The organism is Flavobacterium sp. (assembly GCF_031537875.1).
Classification (GTDB): Bacteria; Bacteroidota; Bacteroidia; order Flavobacteriales; family Flavobacteriaceae; genus Flavobacterium.
In genome coordinates, this window is sequence record NZ_JAVKNB010000016.1 from 147,731 (window position 1) to 173,183 (window position 25,453).

Consider the following 25,453-nt stretch of genomic DNA (forward strand, 5'->3'; position numbering starts at 1 on the left):
CTTGAGAGCAATTTAGTAAATGATGATGATGTAATTGATTTGATAACATACTAATTAATTAGAAATTCTTTTATTTCGAGTGCAAATATAAAGCAAAATATAGTAACATCCCAATTATAAATTTAACTTAACACTATCTTATTGTTAAAATCTAAAACAACCTAACTTAACTTTGGTCCTGCGCTTACTAAACGTTTTCCTTCCTCAGTATTGGTATATTGTTCGAAATTTTTGATGTATCTAGCCGATAAATCTTTAGCTCTTCGCTCCCATTCTGCTTTATCTTCGTAAGTATCTCTTGGGTCTAAAATACCATCGCTTACATTAGGTAAAACAGTTGGAATAGTTAAATTCAAAAATGGAATTGCTCTTGTTTCAGCTTCTTCAATTTCACCACTAATAATAGCGTCGATGATCGCTCTAGTGTTTTTTAGCGAAATACGTTTCCCGGTACCATTCCAACCAGTGTTTACTAAATACGCTTTGGCCCCATGTTCTTTCATTTTTCCAATTAAAGTTTGAGAATAACGTGTGGGATGTAATGTCAAGAACGCTTCTCCAAAAGCAGGAGAAAACGAAGGAACAGGCTCCGTAATTCCTCTTTCAGTACCTGCTAATTTTGAGGTATAACCACATAAAAAATGGTATTGCGCTTGGTCGTCATCCAAAATAGATACGGGAGGCAAAACTCCAAAAGCATCTGCTGATAGATAAATAATTTTTTTAGCATGTCCCGCTTTGGAAGGCAAAACAATTTTATTAATATGATAAATAGGATACGAAACTCTAGAATTCTCAGTAATAGAATGGTCATAATAATTTATTTCTCCGTATTCGTCTACCATAACATTTTCTAATAAAGCATCTCTCTTGATAGCTCTCCAAATATCGGGTTCGTTCTTTTCTGACAAGTCAATTACTTTGGCATAACATCCTCCTTCATAATTAAATACTCCATTGTCATCCCAACCATGTTCATCATCTCCAATTAAATAGCGTTTAGGATCAGCCGAAAGTGTTGTTTTTCCAGTTCCAGAAAGGCCAAAGAATATCGCTACATCTCCTTCTTCTCCTACATTAGCAGAACAGTGCATTGACGCCATTCCTTTTAGAGGTAAATAGTAGTTCATCATGGAGAACATTCCTTTTTTCATTTCGCCACCATACCAAGTTCCTCCGATAATTTGAATTTTTTCAGTAAGGTTGAATACTACAAAATTTTCGGAATTAAGTTCGTGTTTTTGCCAATCTGGATTGGTTATTTTAGAACCATTCATTACCACAAAGTCAGGTTCTCCAAAATTTTCTATTTCATATATTGAAGGACGAATAAACATATTGGTTACAAAATGAGCCTGCCAAGCAACCTCCATAACAAAACGAACTTTCAGTCTTGTATCGACATTGGTACCGCAGAAAGCATCAACAACATATAACTTTGGAGAAGTAGATAATTGCTTTAAGACTAATTTCTTTAAATCACGCCAAACCGATTGAGTTGTAGGAAAGTTAACTTTGTCATCCCAATAAATCGTATCTTTAGTTACATCGTCTTTTACAATATATCTGTCTTTTGGAGAACGTCCTGTAAAGATTCCTGTTTTTACTGCAACTGCACCTGTATCCGTTAAAGCACCTTTTTCAAAGCCTTTTCTACGATGAGACATTTCGTCTTGATATAATTCTTCATAAGATGGATTATGGGATACTTCGTGATAACCTGTTATTCCCAAACCGTGTAATTCTTGAATGATTTTGATGTTTCTCATCTCTAATAATATTTAAAAAAATCGTATTGTATATATTTTCAAAATTAAGAAAAATAAAATTACGAAATCGATATAGTTACAAATAATATAACACGAATAGTATCTTATTATGACTTTTGTAACAAAAATTATCAATAAAAACATTTGTGTCAATTTATTGGTATTATTTTTTTAAATACAATAATAAAAAGGCTAATCTATTAAAAGCACCTACTACTTTTCATCAAGATCTTTATCTATTTTTTCGACTGAAGTATTTTGAGAACCCTCTCTAATTTCAGTATGTCGAATTTCGCCTCCAGAAGTACCTACTTTTTGAACTACAAATAAACTCGCAATCCCGATTCCTAAGATAAAGAAGGAAACTAGTTTTTCTTTGGTATTCTTTTTATAATTTAAATACAATGCAACTATTGAAAGTAAACCTAAGACATATAGTAATAAGGCCAGTTTTTCGGCTATTTCCTCATGTTCGTGAATAATTTCCCAGCCAATAGTAGGCATATCTTTTACTAATTTTTCAGCGCCCTCACCTGTTCCCATACTTAAAGCACCAAAAACAGCTGCAATAATAAACAAGAAATAAGAAGTGTTTTTTAGAGTGGTATTTTTCAAAATTAATCCGGCAATTAAAATTCCAATTGCTAAAATGGTTCCAATGATTGGAAAATGGTTAACCACCATGTGTAAATGTGCATCGTTCATAATATAAAATTTAGTTTAGTTAATTATCCTGCTAATGAAACTCCTATTAAAGTTCCTATCCCATAAGTTACTGCTGCGGCAGCAAGTCCAAAAGCTACTTGTCTAAAGCCTGAAAACACGACACTTTTACCTGTTAACAAAGTGATGGCTGCCCCAATACCAAATAGACCTACTACACTACTCCCAATACTTAATAAAATTGCGTTATTACCATCTAAAAAGATAAAAGGATACAACGGAATAACAGCTCCAATGGAAAAAAGTACAAAAGAAGCAATAGCAGCTTCCCAAGCAGATCCTCCCAATTCTTCTTTGTCAATACCTAATTCTTCTGCAATGATTGCATCGATTGCAGTTTCTGGACTTTCAAATGCTTTGTCTGCTAGTTTCTGAGCATCAACTGCATTCATTCCTTTGGCCTGGTACAACAATACCAATTCTTTCTTTTCTTCCTCTGGAGAAGCTTCTAATTCTTCGGTTTCTAATTCTATTTGGCGTTGATTTAATTCTCTTGAACTTTGTACAGAAAGCCATTCGCCTAAAGCCATAGAAATAGCTCCAGCTAATAATCCTGCAATTCCAGTTAGTAGAATGGTATTATTAGAAACTGCTGCACCAGCCACACCCATAACCAAACTCATATTAGAAACTAAACCATCATTTGAACCTAAAACGGCAGCACGTAACGCATTTCCTCCTACAGATTTGTGCCGGCTTTCAAACTTAGATAACAAACCACCAGAAACATTTAAAGCTTCATTATTATTAACCGCTTCAATAATTTGCAAATGATTGTGTTCAAAACCTGTTAGTTTCTCTCCATGTTCAATTTTATTTTTAATAGTGTTAACAGCAAATTGTTTTTCAATATTGGCTAAACTGCTAATTATTGAACTATAACCAAAAAGCTTACCTACCTTCAATTGAAATTTTGCCTTGTAAGATGTAACCGGCATGGAATAATTAGGTTCTATAGTCACTACTTTCTCGAACATGTGTTTAGCATGTCCTTTTTCTATTTCAGCTAGACTTTGTAAAACACGAGTTAAGTTCACATCCGATTGTATGGAAGCTATACTATCATACAAAAAAGCTGTATCTACCTCTACTTGTAATTGTTTTTTTAATTTGTTTACATCCATAATTTTCTAGTTAACTATGTCAAAAGTTCCTTTTGTCAAAATTTTAGAAGCAGCTTGAATCTCGTTATTAGGTAGAATTTCAATAAAATCTTTATTTTTTTCTCCAATTGTAATGGCTACTTTCTTAAATGAATAACCGTTATCTTTATTGCTCTTTAATAAAAGTACGAAATTTTTATTGTTTTCGGTCACTAATGCTTCCGCAGGAATTGCTAATCCCTTTTTGCTACTAGTTACAATTTTAGCTTCCACAAACATTCCTGTTAGTAATTTTTGTTTGATAGTTTCATCTAAATGACCATGAACATTAATAGTTCTGTCGTTTCCTTCAATTGATTTTCCTACTAAATGCACTTCGGCTGGAAACACTTCTTTAGATGCTTCAGGTACCGTAAAATTAATTTTTTGACCCACTTTTACCTTCAAAATATCTTTTTCAAAAACGGCTAATTCTAAATGTAAATGTTGCGTATCTACAATTTCTAAAATTACCGCTGATGGCGCTATGTACATTCCTACATTAGCATTCATTATCACAATGTCTCCTGAAATAGGTGATGTAATAGTGACTGTAGAAGTTAGTTTTCCTTTTTCTACGTTAGCCGGATTGATTTTTAGCAAAAGTAATTTCTTTCTCAAACTTTGATACATTCCTTTAGCTCTTCGGTAATCGCTTTCTGCTTTAAGGTAATTTTTTTGCGAACTTATTTTTTCGTCAAACAAAGTTTTTTGACGTTCGTATTCTGATTTTAAATACTTTATTTGTTCAGCGACTTCCAAATAGTCTTTTTGAATATCTAAAAATTCAGTGCTTTCTAAGGTAACCAATGCTTGACCTTTATGAACTTTATCCCCTACCAAAAGAGTGGTAGATTTTACATAGCCACCAATAAAAGTAGTTACTTGTGCTCTATTTTGAGGTGGCACATCAATTTTTCCCGAAGTTTTAATGCTAACATCAAAATCCTCTTCTGTCGGACTAGCGATAATCATTCCGCCTGAATCGAATTGAGTTTTTGTAACGTGAATGAGTCCGTCCTCCTTGGGAGCGGTTGCTTCTGTTTTGGTTTCTTTACAACTGATCAGAATAGTTGTTAATGCAAGTGTATATAATATTTTTTTCATTGTCAACAGATTAAAAATTAGGGTAATACAATTCTAATTGGGTAGTGTTGTATTGCAACAACGTATCTAAATAATCGACTTGAATAGTCGTGGCGTTTTCTAAACTTTGAATGTATTGAAAGAAATCAATTTCACCATTTTTGTAACTCAAATTAGCTACTTTAATAATTTCTTCAGATAATTTTTGACCAAATTGATTGTAATAATTAATAGCTTCTTGGTATTTGGCTAATTCATTTTCCTTTTGACTAAGATATTGAGTCATTTTTTGTTCTTCGTATTGTTTTTGTTGTTCCCAACTTTTTAAATCCAATTGAGCCACTTTAATTTTTGAAGTCGTTCCCGTAAATAAAATAGGTACCGCTACTCCTAGCTGAAAACCATACAAAGACTGAGATAATCCATTATTTCTACCCTGAAAATAATCTACATTAATATCAGGCAACCAATGTTGTTTTTGTAATTCTAATTGTTTCTTGTAGGTTTCGCTAACTCTTTCTAAATAAACCGAGTGCAATTCTTTTCCTGAACTACTTAATGTAATAGCTAGCGGACTCATTTGAGCATTAAAAACTGTTACTTTAGTTTCGGATTGTACTAAAGCATTTAACAATTCATATTGCGCTACTATATCTTTTTCAATTTGAGATTTTTTAGTTTGGATTTGACCCGACTTAGCTTGAGCTGTAATCTTTTCTAAATAATTGGTTTCGCCTAATTCAAAACGACGCTTACTGGCCTTAGAAAAATTTTGGTACAAACTATCCAAGTAGGCATAGCGCTTTTCTTGGTTTTGCAAATACACAATATGCTCATACACTTTAGAAACAGCCAAAGTCAATTTGTTTTTTTGCAATTCTACTTTAGCTTTTTCTTTTTCATACTCCGATTCGAATGCTTTTTTCTTGGCTCCATATACTGTTGGAAATTCAAATTTTTGTTGGACACCAAATACTCGTAAAGGCTCGTTATTTAAAGCTAAATTATTTTGGTCATAATTGTAATACACATTGGTTTTATCAAATGAATAAGCCGTTTGAATAGTCGCCTTTGTTTTTTCTAATTGCAATTGTGCTGCTTTGATTTCTTTATTATTTTCTAAAGCTAATGCTACAATTCGCTCGCGTTCTAAAGGCGGATTTTGTGCCATTAAAAAAGTAGAACTTAGTAAAAACAATACTAAATAAGTGGATTTATGATGCATTTTAAATTTGGCTTTTCTGAATTCTTTTCCGTCAAATACTTTAAATAAAATGGGCAAAACAATCATCGTTAAAATTGTTGCCGTAAATAACCCTCCAATTACTACTGTAGCTAATGGACGTTGCACTTCAGCACCTGCCGAAGATGAAATAGCCATCGGTAAAAAACCTAAAGCAGCTGCAGCAGCCGTTAATAAAACAGGACGTAAACGATCTGTAGTTCCTTTTAAAATCAATTCGTCCATATCTTTCATTCCGTGGTGTTTTAATTCTTTAAAATGCTCAATTAAGACAATTCCATTGAGAACAGCGATTCCAAAAAGAGCTATAAATCCAACCCCTGCCGAAATACTGAAAGGCAAATCACGAATCCATAAAAACAATATACCACCTACGGCAGATAACGGAATTGCGGAGTAAACCATTAAGGCTTCTTTGATTGAACCAAAGGCAAAATACAACAAGATAAAAATTAAAAATAAAGCGATTGGTACTGCAATTAACAAGCGGGCTTTAGCAGATTGAAGATTTTCAAATTGTCCGCCATATTTTACATAGTAGCCTGAAGGAAGTTTAATTTTAGTAGTTACAATTTTTTGAATATCGGTTACCACACTTTGTAAATCGCGATTTCTTACATTGATACCTACTACAATTCTACGATTGGTATTGTCTCTTGAAATTTTAGCTGGGCCTTGTGTGTATTCGATAGTAGCTAATTCGCTTAACGGAATTTGTAGTCCATTAGGTGTCGAAACATATAAGTTTTTCAAATCATCAATATCCTTACGATTCGTTTCATTCAAACGCACCACCATATCAAATCGTTTTTCACCCTCAAACACATTACCTACTGTTTTTCCTGCAAAACTTAGCGCAATCATTTCGTTCAAATCAGCAATGTTCAATCCGTAACGAGCAATTTTAGAACGGTCGTATTGCACAGCCATTTGTGGTAAGCCTTCTGTTTTTTCGATAATAATATCCGAGGCTCCTTCCACATTTTTAATGGCATTTTCTATTTCGTGTGCTTTTTGTGCTAAAACATCTAAGTTTTCTCCAAATATTTTCACTGCCACATCCGAACGAGTCCCTGAAACTAATTCGTTAAAACGCATTTCGATAGGCTGTGTAAACTCAATTTCCATATTAGGAATTTGAGCTTCTAAAGACGATTTGATTTTATCAGCTAATTCGTCTTTCGATTCAGCTGAAACCCATTCTGATTTGGGTTTTAATTTAACAATAACATCGCTTTCTTCCATAGACATTGGGTCTGTAGGGACTTCAGCAGCTCCTATTCTACTGACAACTTGCGTAACTTCTGGGAAATTTTTCAAGATGATTTTTTCTATCTTGGTCGTAGTTGCTATCGTTTTAGTCAAGGAAGTTCCTGTTTTTAAAACAGGCTGAATTACAAAATCACCCTCGTCTAAGGTCGGAATAAATTCTCCTCCCATAGTACTAAACAATACTATTGCAAAAACTAACAAACCAAAAGCACCATACAATACTTTCTTAGTGTTTGCCAAAGACCAAGTGATGATTGGGATATACCACGAATTCAATTTCTGTATCAATTTGTGCGAAAAAGAATTTGGATTTTCTTCTTTGGGTTTTAAAAATAAAGAAGCCACCACAGGCACATAGGTAAAACAGAAAAGCATCGCACCTAGCAAGGCAAAACTAAAAGTCATTGCCATAGGTTTGAACATTTTACCTTCGATTCCTGATAACGATAAAATAGGAATGAAAACGATTAAAATAATCAACTGACCAAATACAGCCGAGTTCATCATTTTTGAAGCACTTTTAAACGTAATTTGATCAATTTCTACTTGTTGTTCTTCTTTGGCTAATAAAGCCAAATGAGCGGATTTATGTGCTATCTGGAAAGCAATAAATTCTACAATAATAACAGCTCCATCGATAATGATTCCAAAATCTATGGCGCCTAAACTCATTAAATTGGCATCAATGCCAAAAATATTCATAAAAGAAATGGCAAATAGTAAACAAAGCGGAATAACTGAAGCTACCACCAAGCCTGAACGCCAGTTTCCTAATAATAAAACCACCACAAAAATGACGATAAGACAACCTAAAATTAAGTTTTCTGCCACCGTAAAAGTGGTTTTTCCAACCAATTCGCTTCGCTCTAAGAATCCGTTGATATAAACCCCTTCAGGCAAATGTTTTTGTATTTCGGCTACACGATTTTTAACATCAGTAATCACTTGTTTGGAATTACCTCCTTTTAGCATCATTACTTGTCCTAACACTTTTTCGCCTTCTCCATTACCGGTAATAGCGCCGAAACGGTTAGCATGACCAAATTGCACCGTTGCAATATTTTTAACATACACGGGCATGCCATTGTTGTTTTTGACTACGATATTCTCGATGTCTTCCAAAGACTTCACTTTTCCTTCTCCACGAATGAAATAGCTTTGATTTACTTTTTCAATATAGGCACCACCGGCGATGCTGTTATTTTTTTCTAAGGCAGAAAACACCTCCGACATGGTGATATTCATCGCTTTTAGACTAGCAGGACTAATTGCAATTTCGTATTGTTTCAAATAACCTCCCCAGGTATTGATTTCTACTACTCCTTTGATTCCAGACAATTGTCGTTTCACTACCCAATCTTGTATAGTTCTTAAATCCGCAACAGAATAATTGTGCTTGAACTCGGGTTGTACTTCTAAAGTATATTGATAAATTTCTCCTAAACCGGTTGTAATTGGTCCCATTTCTGGAGTTCCAAAACCATCGGGTATTTTTTCAGAAGCTGATTTTATTTTCTCAGCAATTAATTGTCTCGGTAAATAGGTGCCTAAATTATCATCAAAAACTATGGTTACTACTGATAATCCGAATTTTGAAATCGAACGAATTTCTTTTACGCCTGGTAAATTGGCCATTTCGATTTCTACGGGATAGGTAATAAATTGCTCTATATCTTGAGTTGAAAGATTACGTGAAGTAGTAATCACTTGGACTTGATTATTGGTCACATCAGGAACGGCTCCAATTGAAATTTGGAATATAGAAAATATTCCAAAACCAAATACACCAAGTGTAAAGAGTAAAATAATAAGTTTATTTTTTAGACTAAAAGCTATAATTTTTTCTAACATTTTTTATCTTAAAATTTAATATCACAAATGTAATATATAAATATAAGTTAAATCTTAAGAATTACTTAGCATTCAACTGAAAAATAAATATACTCGAGTACCTATATTTTCAGTACTAATTACTTTTAAATCAATTGTAAGTAAAGTACATAATCGTTGTACAATTGATAGGCCTAATCCCATTCCTTTAATATGTGCCTGATTTGCTGCTTTAGTTCTAAAGAAAGGATGGAAAATTTTATCTAAATCTTCTTCCGAAATACCAATTCCAGAATCGGAAATAACACATTCTATTCTATTATTACTCTTCTTAAGTTGAATTTCAACCACTCCGTTTTCGTTAGAATATTTTAATGCATTAGAAATTATATTGGTAATAATTATGGGCAATAAATGATGGTCAGATTCACAAAGTACATTATCTTCAATCTGATTTGAAATTTGGATATTTTTAGAATCAATTAAAAACGATTGTCTATCAATAGTTTCAATAAGTAATCTACTCAAATTAACCGATTCTATTTTTAACGATTGCTTTTCATTTTCATATCGAGCCAATAATAACAATTGATCAACTAAATGATTGAGTCGGTTTACTTCAGTTACACAAAAGTTGATTTTCTCTTCGTATTCTGTAGTAGTCCTAGGTTTTCGAATCAAAACTTCCAAAGTTCCTTTGATAACTGTTAAAGGAGTACGCAGTTCATGAGAAGCATCTGATGTAAATTGTTTTTCACGTTCAATAGCGGTTTCTAAACGATCCAGTAAATTATTAATCGTTTCTGATAAAATGTACAATTCATCCCGAGTCTTAGGTAACGGAATTCGGGACTTTAAATTATCTTTTGTAATGGCATTTGAAGTCGCCATTATGGAACTAATAGGTTTAATACTTCTTCCGGCAATCAAGCGGGCAATTAGGAATAAAACTAATAGAATTATGGGGTATGAAATCAAAAGTGCTTCAGACAAATCGTGAAGCAATAAATTAGGAGCCTCTAACGACAGGGCTACGATAAGATAGCCAACAATTTTACCATTTTCACGAATAGGCGCTTGTGCTTGTCTAATTAATTTATGAGCTAATTTTGAATCATATAGCTGGTAGGGCGTAGATTGAGCATTAAATTTTAATTCTAAGTTTTTAAGATTAGGCGATTTTTCTTTAATATTTTTATTTTGATCAATAAATTGTACAAAAACAGGATTTACATCAATAGTATTATGTTCTCGTTCTCTCCACTCTTCTTTATTAATTAAGTGAAACTGGCTGTTTTTTATTTCAATTTCCTCTAAATGTTTTTCTACCTCTGAATTGATATCCTCTTTGACATGATTGTAAACACTAAAACTTACAATAGCATAAATCATACAAAACACAGCGCAAATCAATAATGCCGTTGTGATTATATAATAGGAAGCAATTCTATTTCGAAAAGAGAGTTGTTGCATGAATTAGTCGTTAGTAATATAACCTACACCCCTAATGGTTTTAATATAGTCGTCTTCTTTTTTTAAATTTAGTTTTTTGCGAATAGCATTCATAAAAACATCAATTACACCTGTATCATAATCAAAATGAATGTCCCAAACATCTTCGATAATTTGAGTTCGCGTACATACTTTTCCTTTATTTTTAACTAAGTAATGTAATAATTCGAATTCACGATGGGTTAAATTAATCTCTTTTTTGTACGACGAAACAATATGTTTATTTAAATCAATTTCAATTGGTCCCAATTGAAGTATTGAATTCGTTTCAAGATTCCGAAAGTGAATTTTGATTCTTTCCACTAATTCGTCAAAACTAAATGGTTTTTTGATGTAATCATTGGCTCCAGCCTGAAGTCCTTCAATGGTTTCTTGAACAGTATCTTTAGCTGTTAAAAAAATAATAGGCGTAGTTTTATCTTTCTCCCGAAAGCTTTTGCATATTTCTAGTCCCGTTTTTTGGGGCAACATCCAATCTAATAAAACCAAATCAAAACTTTCATTTAAAAGGAGTTGCAACCCTAATTCACCATTAGCTGCTGTAGTAACACTATAGCCTTCTTCCTCCAATCCTTGTTGTAAGAATTGAACGATTCCAGCTTCGTCTTCTACTAGTAGTATGCGCATAGGTGACCTTTTTAAGGAGCTACGAATTTAATTCCAAAAGTGGCAATATTAGCACTTAAACCATCAGTTCTAGAATAGTGATTGAATCTAAAATCTACATTTTTAATTCCCAATCCAAAGAATGTTGTAGATTCAAAAATATCAGTATAATTAAATCCAAAACCGTATTGATTAGCTGTAAACGGTGACAAATCATAATCTGAAGTATAATATTGTTCCGTTGATACATGTTGTTCATAAGGAGCAAAATACTTCACTGCATTTTGAACATAATAACGGTACATTGGATACACTGTAAAACTATCTGAGATTTTAAAAGGAATTTCTAAACTGGCTGTTTGAGAACGAAGCCCCCAATTGTCCCAATAATAGCGGTAATACGTTCTCATAGTCAATTTTTCATTGAAATAATAATTCCAACGCAATCCTAAAGGCAATTTAAAACGGCTGTTAGGCATTCTTTCAATATCATCTGCTAATTGGTACACCGCTATATTAGATGAATTGGTATAGTTGGGAATATATTTTGCTTGTCCGATGTAATAATTGGCTTTATCGGCAAAATAAACTCTTTGGTATGGCGTAGAAAGTTGTCCTTGTTGTTGTAAAACATCAAAGAAAACAGAAAGTTGTGATCTAGTATTAACAACTTGACTAAAACTAACCGAAGCTGAATATGAATTTCGGGCTGTAGAGTCCCAAGGTTTAAAATTGCTTGGTAAATAAGCTCTTGAAGCAGCTCCATTTTGATCCAGAACAGTTACACCAGTAAAGTAGCCTGAAGTTAAAAAGCTAGCACCATAAGTATCGTATTGATGTAATTCAGTCGGATAAATTATTTTCCAATTATCTAAGTAAATATTAGACTTAACTGATATTTCTGAATTTTTATCATTAAATAATTTGGTAATTCCCCCTCCAAAACCAAAAGAATTGTAGTTAAACTCAGTCGAAAGAGAAACATCACTATTCCACATAAAATTTCTATCGTCTGAACTATGACTATAATTAGCATTCAACGCATACAAAGCCCCTTGGCCTGATGCTCCTGTTGAAGACTGCCACGGTGTTCCATCTGGAGGAGAACTTGACGTAGAAATCGACCCCCCTCTACCCGACGCACCGGTCGAAGTATAAGTTGAAGTAGTATGCGAATTAAATGGATTAACATTACTTGACGAAGCCGAAGTATAAGCAGAGATTCCTACATCAAAAGTCAGCACATCATCATCATTTAGAGGTGCTGCTACAATGATATTTGAGGCAAAATCACTTAATTTTTCTGTTCCAATACCTCCAGATACAGCAGCGTGTGAGCCATCCTGATTATAATAACTGGAAATAAAATCTACTTCAGTAGTTTCGAGTACACGTTTTTTAAACACAGCTGTAGAATCTTTCTTTTGCGCAAAAGATAGTGTACTAATTACTAAGCTTACTATAACTATTATTCTTTTCATTGTATTATAAATTAATTACAGCCGCAGCCTCCACCTGATTTTCCACCATTAGCACCTGCAGCAGCTTCACGATAGACTTGAAACGTGTTTTCAAATTTCTCATTAGTACGTGCCGAAAGTTTCATATCGGGATCATTTATTTTTTGTTTTTCGTATTCTTTAACGGTATTACACGATTGTAATCCTATAAGAATAAAAAATAACACTACTAATTTCTGTTTCATAGTATAGGGCTGTTTTTTAATTTAAACTCATTTTTTTTATATCAATTCCTTTTGACGAATAGATTTTACCTTTGCTGTCAACTATTATACACTCAATTCCTTTGAGTTGATTGACCAAATTTAACCCCGCTTCCACTCCAAACAAAAATACCCCTTTGGCTAAACCATCGGCAATTTCAGTTTGTTTTGCAAATACAGTAACACTCACAATTCCTTGTGCCGGATAGCCTGTTTTGGGATTGATAATATGGCTGTATTGAATGCCGTCAAAAACTACATATTTCTCATACGTTCCTGATGTTTCAACTGAGCTGTCTACTAACGGAAAAGTAGCGAAAATTTTATTTTTATTCATTGGATTGATAATCCCAATCGTCCAAGGTTTACCATCTGGTTGTTTTCCCCAAGCAGCAATATCTCCTGATACATTAGCAATTCCAGAAGTACACCCCTTACTTTTCAATAAATCCCTAATATTATCAGCTATAAAACTTTGAGCAATTCCACCCAAACCTAATTTCATTCCTTTGTCTCTTAAAAAAATAGTTTTCTCTTTTTCGTCCAAAATTATTTTTTGGAAGCCCACTTTTTCAACTGATTTTTTGATTGCTTCAGCAGTAGGCATTTCTTTCATTGACCCATCAAATTTCCAGATTTTATCCATAGAGGCATACGAAATGTCAAATGCACCATCAGTTAGCTTGGAGATTTTAATTGACCTTTTTACTAATTGAAATACCTCGTCATCTACTTTTACAGGTTGAATCCCCGCATTTTGATTCACATGTGAAATTTGAGTTTCTGGTTTCCAATCAGAAACTAAATTTTCCACTCTTTTTACTTCGGCTATTGCCAAATCGATATATTGATTGGCCTCTACAGTATCTTTAGCGACAACAGTCATTTCGAAGGGACTTGTCAGTAAAATCAATTTCCTCTTATGGATAATCTGTCCAAAAGAGGAAATTGAAACTAAAATAAAGAAGAGAAGTATTTTTTTCATTTCTTTTCTAATCCATGTAAGATGGTTATATAATCTTCGGGTTCTACATTAGCATACCCCGTTTTACCAATAACTTTTCCGTTGCTGTCTACTACAACTACTAAAGGAAAATTTCCTTCTTTATTGTATTTTTCAGCAAGTTTTTTATTGCTTGAAGTCAATTCATCTGAAAGTTGATTGGCTTTCTTCTTTGGGAAATCAGCGCGAACTAAAACCCATTTTTTCGCACTTTCTTTTTTAAAAGCATCTGATTGCCAAATGTTTTTGTCTAATTTGATACAAGGTCCGCACCAATCAGATCCAGAAAAAACCAATACTATGTTTTTGTTTTCAGTTGCGGCTTGAACTTTCGCATCTTCAAAATTAGTTTTCCAATTTTGAGAAAAGCTTAAAGTCGAAATCAATAGGAAAAAGAATAAAAATGTTTTTTTCATTTGGTAGTATAATTAATTCTGAACGTAAATGTAATCGAAATTAGAATTATATAATTTATAGGAATTCTATTTTTAAGTTAAAATTAAGGTTGATTAACAAATAACTCTAAATAGGTTATATTATTGCTCTATTTACTATCCCTATTTTATTGTTTCAAATTGCTTATTTTTGCAAAAATATTTTCACTATGTCTGTACTAAAAAAACTATCTCCTTTTTATAATCTTACGTTGTTTTATATACTTGTAAGTTTAATACTTAGAATAGTATTGTTATTTCATCCCATTACTCAGGCCTCTTTTTCTAGCCTAGACACAATCAAAATATTTACTTTTGGTATCCTTTCAGATTGTTTAGTTTTTACGGTTTTGAGTGGGTTTTTGTGGTTGTATTTGATTTTTATATCCAACTCGAAATACCTAAAACCAACTGGTTATATTGTTTTTGGACTATTAGTTAGTTTGTTTTTATATGTGACTTTCGGAAATACTATTTTAAACGAATACGGAGGTGCTTTACCCGAGATTGGTATGGCATTCATCGGACTCAAAACTTTGTTATTTGGACTATTATTATTCCTTCCAAAATATAGAGATACCATCCGTTTTTGGTTGTTCTCGTTTGTTGTTTTTCTATTTGTGACTTTGATACTTCAAAATGCCATTAGTGAGTTTTTCTTTTGGAATGAATTTGGTGTAAAATACAATTTTATTGCTGTAAATTATTTGGTTTACACCAATGAAGTGATTGGAAATATCATGCAATCGTATCCTGTGATCCCTATATTCACAACTCTTTTTGTAATCTCAGGTACAATTACCTATTTCATTGTAAAACGTTCTAAAAACTACATAGAGTCAATTCCTTCCTTTACTGAAAAAATCAAAATTTCAGGAATGTATATTGGTATGTTGGTATTCTCCTTGGTCACCATACCTTATTTGGCTGCCAAAGAAAACTCTCAAAATATTTTTACGAATGAATTGCAATCTAACGGTGTGTATAAATTCTATTTGGCTTTTATTCATAGCGAATTGGATTACTTTAAATTTTATAAAACCATTCCAACTCAAGAAGCCTATGCTACTTTGCAAGAGCAAATCCCTGGAATTTCAGACGAATCTACTTTACGAGCAATAAAAGGACAAGCGCAAGAAAATCATAAAAATGTAGTTTTAATCACCCTTGAAAGTTATAGTGCTGATTTCATGAAAGCCTATGGGAATGAAAACAATATCACTCCGTTTTTAGATGAGTTGGCCAATCAAAGTTTGCAGTTTACTAATCTATATGCTGTTGGAAATAGAACAGTTCGCGGACTAGAAGCTGTAACGCTTTGTTTTCCTCCTACTGCGGGAGAAAGTGTAGTAAAACGAAAAGACAACAAGAATAAATTTTCAGCTGGAAATGTTTTCAAACAAAAAGGTTACAATGTGAAATACTTGTATGGTGGAGATGCCTTTTTTGATAATATGGAAGATTTTTTCTCTGGAAATGGGTATGCTATTGTCGATAAAAAAACCTTGAGTCCAAACGAAATTACCTTTGCTAATGTTTGGGGAGTTTGTGATGAAGATATGGCTAACAAAGCCATTAAAGTAATGAATGAAGAAGCACAAACTGGCAAACCCTTCTTTAATCATTGGATGACGGTAAGTAATCACAGACCTTTTACTTATCCTAATAATAAAATTGATATTCCTGGCGATGCCAAGTCTAGAGATGGCGGAGTAAAATATACCGATTATGCTTTGAAACAGTTTTTTGAAATGGCTAAAAAGCAAACTTGGTTCAAGAATACTGTTTTTGTAATTGTGGCGGATCATTGTGCCTCAAGTGCAGGAAAAACAGAATTGCCGTTAGATAAATACAGGATACCAGCTTTGGTCTATAGCCCAGGATTTATTGCACCACAGAAATATACTCAATTGATGTCGCAAATTGATGTGATGCCTACTGTAATGGGCTTGTTGAATTTCAATTATAAAAGCAAATTTTACGGGCAAGACGTTTTAAAGGCGGATTATAAACCAAGAGCATTGATAGCTACTTACCAAGATTTAGGGTTGATAAAAGACGATGTATTGACTATTATTTCGCCAAAACAACAAGTCAAACAATTCCAATTGAGTTTAAAACCAGATCAAAAAATGACTCCTGAATTTCAATTGTATTATGATCAAGTCTTGTTAAAAAAAGAAAGAACCGACTTAGTGAAAGAAACTGTTTCATATTATCAAACAGCTTCGGATATGTTGAAGAAAAAGAAATACCAGAAAAACTAAATAAAAAAAGGGGCTATTTAGAATAGCCCCTTTTTTTGAAATTAATCGAAATCTTTTTCGCTTTCTAAACCAAATAATTTGCCTTGGTTCCAAAGTTTTAAATCGGATTTCAAGTTTTCTTTATTTCGTTCTGTTTGATCAGGAGTATCTAAACCTGATAAGTCAGGTTTACCAGCGTTAACCCATGCAGTGTACCAGTAACTTGAAGTCATCACAATTGCTTTTCGTAATTGTTTTTCTACCATTCCGTTCAAAGCCTGATTGTATTTTTTAACATATTCATCGGTATGAATAAGATCGTTAAACTTGTTTCTTGCAATAGTACCTTTGGCATCCAAATTATACATTTTATCCACCCCTACAGCATCTCTTAAATTTTTATCTGCCAATAACAATGGCGCAATCAAACTATGAGAATCATTGATAATTCCCCAAGTTGTTTCTTCAATATTTGAAATATAGGTGGCGCCTTCTGTGTGCAAATTATAGTCTTTACCAAACATTTCAGGAATACGCGCTTCCCATAAAGCATGAATTCCTTTTTGATTAGTCAATAGCCCGTCGTGATTAACCGCAGTATGTAAGGGCATGTGTGCATCACCTATGTAATGTCCTAAATCAGCAGCCAAAAACAAGATTTCAGTTTTGCGTTTGTCCTTAAACGCTTTGGTTAACTTTGCCATTACATCTTGAATGTACCAAGGTAAAATTCCATTGCTAGATAAGAATTTCTCATCGTATTTTTTCTTCGCTAATTCTGAAGTTCTGGGAACAGTATCCGCAGCACCGTAATTTTCTAAATCAATAAAATGACGTGGTTTTTCTGAATTGTCTCTCAAAGTATATTTTCTCAAATCGGGTACTGTAGATTCTTGTGTAACAAAATCAATATGATTGTAAAAAAAAGTACGCACTGGTTCTGGAAGTGCCAAAACAGCAGCTTTGTTAATACGTTCATGACCAAAAGGTCCCCATGAAATAGCAATAAATGATACAACAGTAACTGCTGTAAAAAGCACGATTGGTTTTTTAACGTTTAAATTCATAATAGTAAGTTTAGAGTGTAAATATATTCATTAATAAGAATATCTATAATAATCCATTGTATTTTCTAACCAACCATTCCGTAGTCAGTAAAAATGCAATGATCACCAATAAATAAGACCAATCGATTAATGCATTTTGAGTAATTACATTTTTTTGAATTGCTTTGTAGTCCTCATTTTTTAATAGTTGTTGGATCAAATCAGCACTTTGATTAGGTAGATAGACTTTTCCTTGAGTTTGAGTTGCCAATTGTTGTAGCTTTTGAAAATTTGGGTTTACAAATTGCTTTTCAATATCAAAATCTAAAATTTCAAAATAATTGGAATACTGTTCTTTTGAGTTTAGTTCTGTAACCGTAAAATTATATTTTCCTGCTGGTAGTCCGTCAAGATTAACTTTATACGAATTACTTCCTTTTAACAAATCAAAATTTGTAACTGCTTTAGTTTGTTTGTTTATGATAGCTATATTCAAGCGGGCCTTTTCATCAAACTCAAAGTTTTTATTAAAATACTGGGCATTAATTTCAATTTTATCCCCTGAATTATACACCAATTCATGTTCCACCACTAATGGTTTCTTAGTTGGATTAGAGGCTAAAAACTGAATAATTTTATCTATAAAAATATCATATTTTTCAAAAGATTGATGGTCGACAAAACTCTGTGAACGCCATTTCCAGCTGTTTTCTCCTAATAAAAAAGCCGTTCTTTTACCTTGATTTTCAGTAAAAGCAAGCAAAGGTGATTGAGTGTCAATTCCTCTAATTGTAGAAGAAAGTAAAACGGAAACATTTCCCCTCGAAGAAATTGTTCCAAAATTATTTTGCAATGGCGGAAAAGATTCAAATCCGATATTGTCTAAGGCGAATACATTAAATTGCGAATTGAAACCCGCAAAATAGTCTTCTGTTTGATTTCCCATTTTAAATTGCAAATCAGTTTGTTGTTGATTCAAAAACGAATAATCTGTGGCTGTTCCAGTAATAATAAAAGCATTTAAACCTAGTGATTTTGAAGCCTCAAAAGCAGCTTTAAAAGTGGAATTAGGTTGGTAAAAAATAACAACATTGTATTTTCTTAAATCACTTATTGTGTTAGGTTTAAATACACTAACCTTACGTTGTACATTAGATTCGATACTTCGTTTCAAAGCTCCAATATCAGGATGATTTAAAGACGAAATAATTGCAATATTGGTCTTTTGATTCAGCACTTCAACAGCAAAATTTTTACTGTTATTGAATTTATTTTTCTCTTCTTTTGGAGAAGTAATTTGCGCTTTTAAAACCTGTAACCCTAATTTATTAGCAGGCAAAACCAATTGAACAACGGCTATTCTTTTTTGGGTAGATAAAGAAATAGGTTGTTGTACAAGGATAGATTTCCCTTCTGAAATGATAAAATTAGCGGTTATTGGTTGTGTTCCCGAATATTGAATAAATCCTTCAACAGGGAATTTATTTTTATGAAAAACATACTGATTTACATTAAGTTGATTGATTTTTAAATCAAATACTTGCGTAGTGTCTCCTAATATTACTGGATAAACTTTGTTAGCAGCATTAAAACTATACACATAATCATTGCCTGTTGTTTGATTACCATCGGTAAGTAACACTGTGGGAAACGTTTTATTTTTGAATGTGGTTTGTAATCCTTTGGCAACTGCATCTATATGGCTTTGCTTGCCCTTAAAAGTAAAACTTTTTGATGGTAGGAAGTCGGTATCAAATTGATAGGATTGAATATCAAATTTCTCTTGTAGATCAGTGTTAGAAACTATCTTCTGATAGAATTCGTTGGCTGTTTTATCTGATTTTAAAAAAGGAATCGAACTTGAATTATCCATCACCACTACTAAAGGTGTCTTCTGGATTTCGAGCGTATTACTTGTTATAGTTGGGTTTATCAGTAATAGAAAAATACTAAATAAAGCCAAAAAACGTAAAAAAGCCAAAAACAAATTCAGATTGGATTTGTTTTTAGCTTTATATAAATAATGAAAATAAGCGAAACCCGCAGCAATCAAAACAGAAAGAATCAGTAACAAGATTGTGTTGGTGTTCATTATATTTTAGATTTAGTTTGAATACAAAAATCAAACTATTAGCAAACCGTTATGTTAGCATTCCACCACAAACGTTAAGTACTTGACCTGTTACGAAAGCACTCATATCTGAAGCGAAGAAAAGACAAGCGTTAGCTACATCATCTGTAGTTCCACCGCGTTTCAACGGAATTCCGTCTCTCCATCCTTGAACTACTTCTGGACTTAATTTAGCTGTCATCTCAGTTTCGATAAACCCTGGTGCAATAGCATTACAACGAATATTTCTTGAACCTAATTCTAATGCAATAGATTTAGTAAATCCAATCACACCCGCTTTAGAAGCAGCATAATTGGCTTGACCCGCATTTCCCTTCACTCCTACCACACTACTCATATTGATAATAGAACCTGAGCGTTGTTTTAAGAAAGTTTTTTGAGTAGCTTTAGTCATGTTGAAAACCGACTTTAAGTTCACATCAATTACTTGATCGTAATCAGCCTCTGACATACGCATTAACAAATTATCTTTTGTGATTCCAGCATTATTGATTAGAATGTCAACTGTTCCAAATTCTTCAATCACGGCATCAACAAAAGCTTGCGCTTCATTGAAATCGGCTGCATTGGATTGGTAGCCTTTGGCTTTAATACCCATTGCATTCAATTCATTTTCTAATGCTAAAGCAGATTCTACAGATGAACTGTATGTAAATGCAATATTTGCTCCGTGTTGTGCAAATACTTCTGCAACTCCTTTACCGATTCCACGGCTGGCACCAGTAATGATAGCCACTTTTCCTTCTAATAATTTCATAGTATAAACTAAATAGTGTTGTGATTCAATTGTAATAATATTGAATTCTTATCCTTACTAACAAGGATAAATATCAGTTTTCAAATATAGGAATAATTGTGGTTTGAAAAAAAGCCCAAATTCAATTTAAAAGTTATAATAGTCAAAAATAAATGATTACGAAATTTAATTTTAATCATAATTATTTATTAAAATTGAGAATCTATTTTACTTTTATATAATTAAATAGATACTTTTCCGTTTTTAAAATAAATCCCAAATTAACCTAAACCTAAAACTATGAAGAAATTAACTTCTTTTATAACATTTTCAATTGCTTTTACCATTTTTTCTTGTAGCAGCAGTGATAGTGTTTCAACCCCAACGGAAACTTACCCCAACGTAATTGCTGCCTTTTCAGGCAAAATAGATTTAAATAATTTAAGCAATTATGCAAATCAAAGTAAGCCAGCCTACATTACAAAAGATAACACGGCTGGAAACCCTATTACAGATAAAGGGGCAACATTAGGCAGAGTATTGTTTTATGATAAGAATTTATCGTCAAACAACACTATTTCTTGTGCATCTTGTCATATTCAAGCCAATGCTTTTGGTGATGATACAGATGCAAGTGATGGTGTTAATGGAACAACGACTAGACACGCTATGCGATTAGTTAATTCTCGATTTTCAAATGAAACTAAATTTTTCTGGGATGAAAGAGCCACGACTTTAGAAGCTCAGACATCACAACCCATTCAAAACCACATTGAAATGGGATTTAGTGGCACAAGTGGAGACGGTTCAATCACTACTTTGATTACTAAACTGCAAGCAATCGGATATTACAAAGAGTTATTTAAGTACGTTTATGGTTCAGAAGAAATAACAGAAACAAAATTGCAGAATGCTTTAGCTCAATTTATCCGAAGTATTCAATCTTTTGATTCAAAATATGATATAGGAAGAGCTGCCGTTCAAAATGACAATCAACCATTCTCTAATTTTACTGCTCAAGAAAATCAAGGAAAGAATTTATTTTTAACACCTCCTGTTTTTGATACTTCAGGAGTTAGAATTTCAGGAGGTTTTGGTTGTGCAGGATGTCACGCACCACCTGAATTTGATATTGACCCTAATACTAAAAATAATGGAGTAATTGGTGTACTTAACGGAACAGGAATTGACATTACGAATACCAAAGCGCCTTCTTTAAGAGATTTGCTAAACGCCAATGGAACTCCAAATGGTCCAATGATGCATACGGGGAGCTTTGCTACTTTACAAAATGTAATAGGTCATTACGGAACCATTACCATTGCTCCTAGAAATACTAATTTAGATCCAAGATTGACACCCAGTGGATTTGGGCAACAATTGAATATAAATGCAACTGAAGTGACTGCTTTAATTGCTTTTATAAAAACCCTCACAGGAACTAATGTGTATACTGACCCTAAATGGTCTAGCCCATTTAAATAAAAACAAAAGCGCCCATTTTTCAATGGGCGCTTTTGTTTTATAAAAAATGTATTACTTAAAAAGCTACATTCCATCTTGGTAAACTACCATTTTCATCCAAGAAATTTTGTAAAACCTGACCTTCAATAAAAGTTGGAATTACTTTTACTTTTTCATTAAAAGTATCGTACCACGAAACTTCTATTCGATCTATATTTTCTAATTTCATTTGGGCAGGCCAAGAATATTTTCTTCCTGTTTTAGCAAATTGATGACCATTTACAATTTTGTCATACAATCCTCCATTTTTACTTTTTAAAGTCCCATTGTTTTGGATAGTCCCTGTAGAGCCCACCATAATCAATTCTTTCTCCTCACCATCCACAGCGTATACCAAGAAAATACCACTAGCACTTTCTGGAGCATTACACACTTCTTCTAAACTATCTTCTTGACCAAAAGTAAAACTCTTAGTTACTTTAAACTTTTTTAATTCTTTGTACATTATTCTTTACCGTATTTATTAAACAAAATACCCCACGAAACCGTGAGGTATTTTAGATTCTATTGTGTATTTAGGACTAACCTAAAACTTCTTTTACTTTTTTACCAATTTCAGCTGGAGAGTCAACTACGTGAATTCCATTTTCTCTCATGATTTGTTTTTTAGCTTCAGCGGTATCGTCTGATCCTCCTACAATAGCACCTGCGTGACCCATTGTACGACCTGCTGGAGCAGTAACTCCTGCAATAAATCCAATAACCGGTTTACGGTTACCATCGGCTTTAATCCATTTAGCGGCGTCAGCCTCTAATTGCCCACCAATTTCTCCAATCATAACAATACAATTAGTTTCTGGATCGTTCATTAACAATTCAACTGCTTCTTTTGTAGTAGTTCCAATGATTGGATCTCCACCAATACCAATTGCAGTAGTAATTCCTAAACCTTGTTTAGCTACTTGGTCAGCGGCTTCATACGTTAACGTTCCTGATTTAGAAACAATACCTACAGTTCCTTTTTTGAAAACAAAACCTGGCATAATACCTACTTTAGCTTCACCTGCAGTGATAACACCTGGACAGTTAGGTCCAATAAGTCTTGCGTTTCTTTCTTTAACATAACTATTGGCTTTAATCATATCTGCTACAGGAATTCCTTCTGTAATAGCAATGATTACTTTAATTCCAGCATCAGCGGCTTCCATAATAGCATCAGCTGCAAAAGCTGGCGGTACAAAAATAATTGAAGTATCGGCACCTGCTTGTTCAACAGCATCTTTTACTGTGTTGAAAACAGGACGATCTAAATGTGTTGTTCCTCCTTTTCCTGGAGTTACACCACCTACAACATTTGTACCATATTCAATCATTTGAGAAGCGTGAAACGTTCCTTCGCTTCCTGTAAATCCTTGAACAATTATTTTGGAATTTTTATTAACTAAAACACTCATGATATATTTTTTATATGATTTTAAAAATTGTTATGCAAAAGTAAGGTTTTGAAATTATTTTCGAACTTTTTAATTGAAAATAAATTAAGAAATTTGACTCATTTGATAGCCTCTGTACAATTTATCGTCTTTTAGTTGCCAAATTACTATAAAATTTGCTAAAAACATTTCTTCTCTTGGATTCTCAATAGTCTTTACGTAATGTGAATAGCGAACAGAAACTAAGTCATTTTCAGCAAGAATATGACTAATTCTAACTTTAGAACGAACGTATGCTTTACTTAATTCACCCGCTAAGTTGACTATTGATTCGTAATTCATTTGCACAAATCCTTTGCTGCTATTCCAATCTAAAATAATTTCAGGATGCAAAAAGTCTTTCATGACTTCAGCATCAATTAAAGCATCTGATTTGTAAAAATTTTGTACTAATTTTTTGGCAGACATTATTTCAATTTATTTAATAGTTCGGGTATTTTTTTGATATTGGCTAATTGTTTCAATTTTTCTCTGGATTCTTCTATTGGAGTACCAAAATACGATTTCCCACCTTCAATAGATTTGGTAACACCTGTTTGTCCCATTACAACGGCTTTGGTTCCAATAGTAATTCCACTAGTTGTTCCCACTTGCCCCCAAAGAGTTACTTCGTCTTCTATGATTACACAACCGGCAATTCCTGTTTGTGAAGCGATAAGACATTTTTTTCCAATTACAGTATCGTGACCCACATGTACTTGATTGTCTAATTTACTTCCTTCTCCAATAGTGGTATCGCCTGTAACTCCTTTGTCAATGGTACAAAGTGCGCCAATGCCAACATTATTTTCAATCACTACTCTTCCTCCTGAAAGCAATTGATCAAATCCTTCAGGGCGTTTTTTATAATAAAAAGCATCTCCTCCTATTACTGTGCCTGCATGGATAATTACATTATCCCCTATTATGGTATGATCGTAAATCGCTACATTAGAATGAATCAAACAATTTTCTCCGATTACTACTTGGTTTCCAATAAAAGTATTGGGCTGAATTATAGTTCCTTGCCCAATTTTTGCAGAAGCTGAAATAGACACATTAGAGGATTGAAAAGGCATAAAATGTCTTGTCAAAGTATTGAAATCTCTAAATGGATCGTCTGAAATCAACAAGGCTTTACCTTCTGGGCAATCCACTTCTTTGTTGATTAAGATTATGGTAGCATTCGATTGCAATGCTTTGTCATAATACTTAGGATGATCTACAAAAACTATATCCCCCGCTTCTACTACATGAATTTCATTCATCCCCAAAACAGGAAAATTCGCATCCCCAACAAATTCACAATGAATTAAGTTGGCAATTTCTTTTAGTGTATGTGTTTTAGGGAATTTCATGTATTATTTAATATGAAAAAATAAAGGTTGAGAGTCGGTGGACAATCAACCTTTAGATTAGTAATTTATTTATTCTTTTACACGTTCCATATAAGAACCTGAAGCAGTATCAATTTTAATTTTGTCTCCTTCATTAATGAATAAAGGAACGTTTACTGTAGCTCCTGTTTCAACTGTTGCTGATTTAGTAGCATTGGTTGCAGTATTTCCTTTTACTCCTGGTTCAGCATACGTAACTTCTAAAATAATAGAAGCAGGCATATCAACTGAAAGTGGTGCTTCTGTTTCAGCATTAATCTGAATCATTACATTAGTTCCTTCTTTCAATAAATCAGGATTATCTAATACGTTTTTGTTCAAAGTAATTTGCTCAAAAGATTCATTATTCATAAAGTGAAAATCATCTCCTTCTGCATAAAGATATTGAAACGTATGGGTCTCAACACGAACTTCATCAATTTTATGACCCGCAGAAAATGTATTATCTAATACTTTCCCATTAGTCAAAGATTTTAATTTAGTTCTAACGAAAGCTGGTCCTTTACCTGGTTTAACGTGTAAGAATTCAATAATTTTATAAATATCGTTATTGTATTTGATACATAATCCGTTTCTAATATCTGATGTACTTGCCATTTTAAATTGTATTTATTTTTG

21 protein-coding genes are annotated in these 25,453 nt (G+C 33.0%); 2 read left to right on the top strand and 19 right to left on the bottom strand.

Annotated features, from left to right (window positions below; all coding sequences use genetic code 11):
- Nucleotides 1-161 precede the first annotated feature (161 nt).
- The 11 genes from pckA to RMR09_RS10850 all read right to left on the bottom strand — a co-directional run bounded on the left by pckA (nucleotide 162) and on the right by RMR09_RS10850 (nucleotide 14,325).
- Complete coding sequence (pckA, locus tag RMR09_RS10800; RefSeq protein WP_310595812.1) at nucleotides 162-1,769, bottom strand: phosphoenolpyruvate carboxykinase (ATP); 1,608 nt, start codon at nucleotides 1,767-1,769, stop codon at nucleotides 162-164.
- A 213-nt stretch (nucleotides 1,770-1,982) separates the two neighbouring features.
- The gene (locus tag RMR09_RS10805) at nucleotides 1,983-2,474 is read right to left on the bottom strand and encodes a DUF2231 domain-containing protein (RefSeq protein ID WP_310595813.1); all 492 of its coding nucleotides are present in this window, start codon (nucleotides 2,472-2,474) and stop codon (nucleotides 1,983-1,985) included.
- A 23-nt stretch (nucleotides 2,475-2,497) separates the two neighbouring features.
- The gene (locus RMR09_RS10810) at nucleotides 2,498-3,616 is read right to left on the bottom strand and encodes a VIT1/CCC1 transporter family protein (protein WP_310595814.1); all 1,119 of its coding nucleotides are present in this window, start codon (nucleotides 3,614-3,616) and stop codon (nucleotides 2,498-2,500) included.
- Between the two features lie 6 nt (nucleotides 3,617-3,622).
- Nucleotides 3,623-4,741: an efflux RND transporter periplasmic adaptor subunit gene (locus RMR09_RS10815; RefSeq protein ID WP_310595815.1), complete on the bottom strand. Its 1,119-nt coding sequence runs from the start codon at nucleotides 4,739-4,741 to the stop codon at nucleotides 3,623-3,625.
- Between the two features lie 10 nt (nucleotides 4,742-4,751).
- Entirely contained in the window at nucleotides 4,752-9,086 is a 4,335-nt protein-coding gene (locus RMR09_RS10820) for a CusA/CzcA family heavy metal efflux RND transporter (RefSeq protein ID WP_310595816.1), read from the bottom strand.
- A 72-nt stretch (nucleotides 9,087-9,158) separates the two neighbouring features.
- Nucleotides 9,159-10,538: a HAMP domain-containing sensor histidine kinase gene (locus tag RMR09_RS10825; RefSeq protein ID WP_310595817.1), complete on the bottom strand. Its 1,380-nt coding sequence runs from the start codon at nucleotides 10,536-10,538 to the stop codon at nucleotides 9,159-9,161.
- 3 nt (nucleotides 10,539-10,541) lie between these two features.
- Nucleotides 10,542-11,204 carry a response regulator transcription factor gene (locus RMR09_RS10830; protein ID WP_310595818.1) on the bottom strand — a complete coding sequence of 221 codons (663 nt, stop codon included), beginning with the start codon at nucleotides 11,202-11,204 and terminating at the stop codon, nucleotides 10,542-10,544.
- 11 nt (nucleotides 11,205-11,215) lie between these two features.
- Nucleotides 11,216-12,664: a DUF3570 domain-containing protein gene (locus RMR09_RS10835; RefSeq protein WP_310595819.1), complete on the bottom strand. Its 1,449-nt coding sequence runs from the start codon at nucleotides 12,662-12,664 to the stop codon at nucleotides 11,216-11,218.
- An 11-nt stretch (nucleotides 12,665-12,675) separates the two neighbouring features.
- The gene (locus RMR09_RS10840; RefSeq protein WP_310595820.1) at nucleotides 12,676-12,888 is read right to left on the bottom strand and encodes a DUF4266 domain-containing protein; all 213 of its coding nucleotides are present in this window, start codon (nucleotides 12,886-12,888) and stop codon (nucleotides 12,676-12,678) included.
- 16 nt (nucleotides 12,889-12,904) lie between these two features.
- Nucleotides 12,905-13,891 (bottom strand): FAD:protein FMN transferase, encoded by a 987-nt coding sequence (locus RMR09_RS10845; RefSeq protein WP_310595821.1) that lies wholly within the window; start codon nucleotides 13,889-13,891, stop codon nucleotides 12,905-12,907.
- On the bottom strand, nucleotides 13,888-14,325 hold the full coding sequence (locus RMR09_RS10850) for a thioredoxin family protein (protein WP_310595822.1): 438 nt from the start codon (nucleotides 14,323-14,325) through the stop codon (nucleotides 13,888-13,890). Before RMR09_RS10850 ends, RMR09_RS10845 begins: the two co-directional genes overlap by 4 nt.
- Before the next feature lie 188 nt (nucleotides 14,326-14,513).
- On the opposite strand from RMR09_RS10850, the gene RMR09_RS10855 reads away from it, so the two are divergent.
- The gene (locus RMR09_RS10855) at nucleotides 14,514-16,610 is read left to right on the top strand and encodes an LTA synthase family protein (protein WP_310595823.1); all 2,097 of its coding nucleotides are present in this window, start codon (nucleotides 14,514-14,516) and stop codon (nucleotides 16,608-16,610) included.
- Between the two features lie 41 nt (nucleotides 16,611-16,651).
- On the opposite strand, the gene RMR09_RS10860 is transcribed toward RMR09_RS10855, so the two are convergent.
- The 3 genes from RMR09_RS10860 to fabG are packed head-to-tail and all read right to left on the bottom strand — an operon-like array spanning nucleotide 16,652 to nucleotide 20,523.
- Nucleotides 16,652-17,656 carry a zinc dependent phospholipase C family protein gene (locus RMR09_RS10860; RefSeq protein WP_310595824.1) on the bottom strand — a complete coding sequence of 335 codons (1,005 nt, stop codon included), beginning with the start codon at nucleotides 17,654-17,656 and terminating at the stop codon, nucleotides 16,652-16,654.
- Between the two features lie 43 nt (nucleotides 17,657-17,699).
- A complete protein-coding gene (locus tag RMR09_RS10865; RefSeq protein ID WP_310595825.1) occupies nucleotides 17,700-19,727 on the bottom strand; it encodes a hypothetical protein in 2,028 nt (675 codons plus the stop codon).
- A gap of 49 nt (nucleotides 19,728-19,776) precedes the next feature.
- On the bottom strand, nucleotides 19,777-20,523 hold the full coding sequence (gene fabG, locus RMR09_RS10870; protein WP_296682447.1) for a 3-oxoacyl-[acyl-carrier-protein] reductase: 747 nt from the start codon (nucleotides 20,521-20,523) through the stop codon (nucleotides 19,777-19,779).
- Between the two features lie 279 nt (nucleotides 20,524-20,802).
- On the opposite strand from fabG, the gene RMR09_RS10875 reads away from it, so the two are divergent.
- Nucleotides 20,803-21,987 (top strand): cytochrome c peroxidase, encoded by a 1,185-nt coding sequence (locus tag RMR09_RS10875; protein ID WP_310595826.1) that lies wholly within the window; start codon nucleotides 20,803-20,805, stop codon nucleotides 21,985-21,987.
- A 55-nt stretch (nucleotides 21,988-22,042) separates the two neighbouring features.
- Here the strand turns inward: RMR09_RS10875 and RMR09_RS10880 are convergent, their stop codons facing one another.
- The 5 genes from RMR09_RS10880 to efp form a co-directional block, all read right to left on the bottom strand.
- A complete protein-coding gene (locus tag RMR09_RS10880; RefSeq protein ID WP_310595827.1) occupies nucleotides 22,043-22,471 on the bottom strand; it encodes a hypothetical protein in 429 nt (142 codons plus the stop codon).
- 76 nt (nucleotides 22,472-22,547) lie between these two features.
- Complete coding sequence (gene sucD / locus RMR09_RS10885) at nucleotides 22,548-23,420, bottom strand: succinate--CoA ligase subunit alpha (RefSeq protein WP_310595828.1); 873 nt, start codon at nucleotides 23,418-23,420, stop codon at nucleotides 22,548-22,550.
- Nucleotides 23,421-23,504: 84 nt separating this feature from the next.
- Complete coding sequence (locus RMR09_RS10890) at nucleotides 23,505-23,867, bottom strand: nuclear transport factor 2 family protein (protein ID WP_310595829.1); 363 nt, start codon at nucleotides 23,865-23,867, stop codon at nucleotides 23,505-23,507.
- Nucleotides 23,867-24,796, bottom strand: coding sequence for a UDP-3-O-(3-hydroxymyristoyl)glucosamine N-acyltransferase (locus RMR09_RS10895; RefSeq protein ID WP_310595830.1), 930 nt, complete (start codon nucleotides 24,794-24,796; stop codon nucleotides 23,867-23,869). Before RMR09_RS10895 ends, RMR09_RS10890 begins: the two co-directional genes overlap by 1 nt.
- 69 nt (nucleotides 24,797-24,865) lie before the next feature.
- Entirely contained in the window at nucleotides 24,866-25,432 is a 567-nt protein-coding gene (gene efp / locus RMR09_RS10900; protein ID WP_310595831.1) for an elongation factor P, read from the bottom strand.
- Between the last annotated feature and the right edge of the window lie 21 nt (nucleotides 25,433-25,453).